Below are 3,038 nucleotides of genomic sequence, written 5' to 3' on the forward strand. Positions count from 1 at the left end.
TGCGCTCTGGCCTGGGGACAGCGTGGACGGGCTGCGCCCGCCCTCGCTGACCACAGGCCCATCCACCGCATCATCTCGCGTGTTCTGGGTCATGTTGCAGGTCATCATCTCGGTTCCCGGTAGGACAAAACGGTGTCCAGGGAAACCGGGGGCAGCTCAATGGGAGCCGGAAAGGGCCCGGCCCGTGGGCAAGGCTACGGCCGAACGGGAAACGCGGGTAGCAAGCCGGGACCGGATGGTCCTCAATCCTGGCGCTCGGGTTCGGCGTCGTCCGCTTCATTCTCGGCCGGCGCGCAGACGGTGACCTGCCCACCCTTGGCCTGGAACTCGGCCACCAGGCGCGCGGCCTCGTCGTCGCTGGGAGGGCCACCACCTGCTGCCTTGAAGCGAGCCGCCTATGCCGCGATGGCCTGGGTTCGGCGGATTCGCTCTCGAAGTGCCGCATTTCGTGTTGAAGCGGTGGGCGTATCGTCAGATTTGTCGTCGTTCATGTGGTCAAATACTTGGCCGTGCCATCGACCGTGCATCACCTAGGGGTCAGCAAAAGGCCCCAGCGCGTCGGTATGGTGCAGGACCCGCTGCTTCCGGCGGCGGGCCCACTTTCGCCGTCAACTACCCCAGTGCCATAAAGATTCGGATAAGCAATCCTTGGTCTTTGGGGCGCAGTCACTCTGGCGGGTCGCTGGCGTGAAGACGCCCTCCGACAAGCGGGGACTGAATGTCTCCGCCGCAAGGCAGGAAGTACCAGAAGGTGGTTCCTGCCTGAGGGGATCAGGCCGTGATTTCTCTACTTCTGACCACCGCTGATCATAGACACCGATCCCATCGGCGTAACAGCCCGTTGAAAATGCCATCGGTCAGCCGAACGGGTCTGGCGCGATGCTGATGGCAACGGCCGCGGTCTGATCGTCAGCGACGACGATCAGAATGACCACCAAGCCAGCGTCCGGAGTGGTGATCGCAATAAGCGAGGCCGAAATCCTGGCCTGGAACCCCCGAGGCGTCCCCACCCCCGTCAGCAGTCGCATGATCAGGCCGAGATTGTAGCCGGCGACGTGGATCAGATAACGCTTGTGCAGGTTCTCCCGCCCGCGCAGCCAGGCGCGGCGCATGCCACCTCGGTCGAGAATGAGCGCGAAGCTCCGCTCCACCACCTCGGCGCGCAGCTTGAACGCGACGTGGGCCACGCCGGACAGCAGGCGAGTGCGGTTGTTCACGACGGCGCGGCGGGCCGCGTCATCGCCGTGCCAGCGCGAGAAGCCGTCGCGCTTGGGCTCGGCGATCCGGGACTTCCACGGCCCGTCGTCGAGCGTCTTCAGCACCCCGCGCGAGTGGTACCCCTTGTCGGCCACCATCTCGGCGGGTGCCTCGGCGCTCGGCGCCGCCTCGACCGCGGCCAGGTGCCGGGTCGCCCTCGCCAGGGTGTCGGGCAGCGTCGCGGTGTCGCCCCGGTCGGCACTGTGCATCTCGGCCGCGACCACCGCGCCGGTGTCGAGATCCAGCGCGTGCTCGGGCTTGTAGGCCAGATGCGTGCGGCCGTCCTTCAGCTTGGCGATGCGCGCATCCGGATCGGTCGGGCTCTCCCACTCGGCGTTGGACAGCGTCTTGCCCTTGCGCTTGCGGTCCAGCCGGATCAGGTCCTCGGTGGTCGGCGTCTCGATGCCGCTCTCCTTCGCCATGCGGACCAGCATCTCGCGGTAGCTCTCGCCACCGTCGCGCCGCACGATCGCCCGCAGGGCGGCGTTGGCCTCCATGGTCGAGGCATCGACGCCGATCCGCTCGCCCTTGATCAGGCCATGCTCGGCCAGGCGCTGCAGAACCCAGGTGAACACCGCGTCGTGCACCTCGAGCGGCAGACGGGCGCGGGTGCGGCTCAGCCAAGAATGGTCCGGCACGGCCTCGCGCTCGCCGAGGCGAAGGAACTCGCGCAGAGACAGGCTGTCGGCACAGCGCCACTCCAGGCCGCGCTCGCTGTCGATCCCCTCGAAGTAGCCGACCAGCAGCATGCGGAAGTACCGTCCGGGCGGCAGCGAGGGTCGGCCCTGCCGCGCCGCGTAGTAGGGCGCGCACTGGCCCTCGACGAAGCCGTCGAACCCGGCGCTGAGCAGTTCAGCCTGCAGCCGGTCGTAGAACGCGTGCCCGGGCGAGCGCGGCATCTCCGCCCAGGTCACCAGCAGATCCGACTGCCGGCCCTTCTGCCGTCCCAGCGCCATGCCACACCTGCCGCTCGCGGTTCAGACCGAACGGAATCAAGCCACGGCCACTTCGTCAACGGGCTGATAGGGGAGGGAGGGGATCAATCGATCCCGACCTGTACCGTCGCCTCCGGGTGGTTGATGTCGCCGGCAGGTCCCTCCCGGCTCCCCGTTGAAAGGCTACCTCCTTCCCGCTGCCGCTCAAACCATGTTGGTGCGGGAGCCTCAGCGACTTGTACGCACCAGGTCAGGAAAGCCCACGCCGCACGGCCCGTCCGGCCTCCAGTCCCGCCGGCGGTCGCAGTCGGCCGAGAGCGCCACCAGGACCTCGGGCAACGTTGCCGTCGAGCCGAAGCGCTTGAGCAGCGTGGCCAGCCTGTACCGGCCGTGGCGAGGGCAGCGCCAGCAGTCGACCAGCACCAGGTCGCGTCGGCGCCAGATTGTGTGTTTTGAATGAAGGTCGCTCGCGCTCCCGTAGGCAGGAGCGGCAAACTGCCTAGATCACCACTCCATGAGGCGAGAGCTAGCAATATCGCGGGTCGAATGGGCCGAGATGTAGCGCGGCGATCAGGATGCGAGCAGCGCGACACCGAGATGCCGATCGGTGGCCAACTCATGGCCCACGTCGCCTTGGTGGAAGGCTATCGCCTCGCCGTAGTCGGTTACGACAGCACGTGGTGCTGGCGTCTCTCTCAGAGCGAACGCACCCTCGCCAGCGGCATGGCTATCAGCCTCTACGCCGCGTCAACGACCGTGGAGCGCATCTTGGCGCAGCAGCCGTCCCCCGGGGCCTCTGCGAGACCTGCCGCTCTTCCCCGCCGGGCCAGCTAACAGCCCGTTGAG

The 3,038-nt window shown here is 67.4% G+C and carries 1 protein-coding gene; it reads right to left on the reverse strand.

Translation table 11 applies throughout. The features are described from left to right. Positions 1 to 857: 857 nt before the first annotated feature. The gene (locus Q7A36_RS39115) at positions 858 to 2,213 is read right to left on the reverse strand and encodes a transposase (RefSeq protein ID WP_305109195.1); all 1,356 of its coding nucleotides are present in this window, start codon (positions 2,211 to 2,213) and stop codon (positions 858 to 860) included. Positions 2,214 to 3,038 lie beyond the last annotated feature (825 nt).

Origin of the sequence: Paracraurococcus lichenis (assembly GCF_030657435.1) — a bacterium.
GTDB classification, from domain to species: Bacteria; Pseudomonadota; Alphaproteobacteria; order Acetobacterales; family Acetobacteraceae; genus Paracraurococcus; species Paracraurococcus lichenis.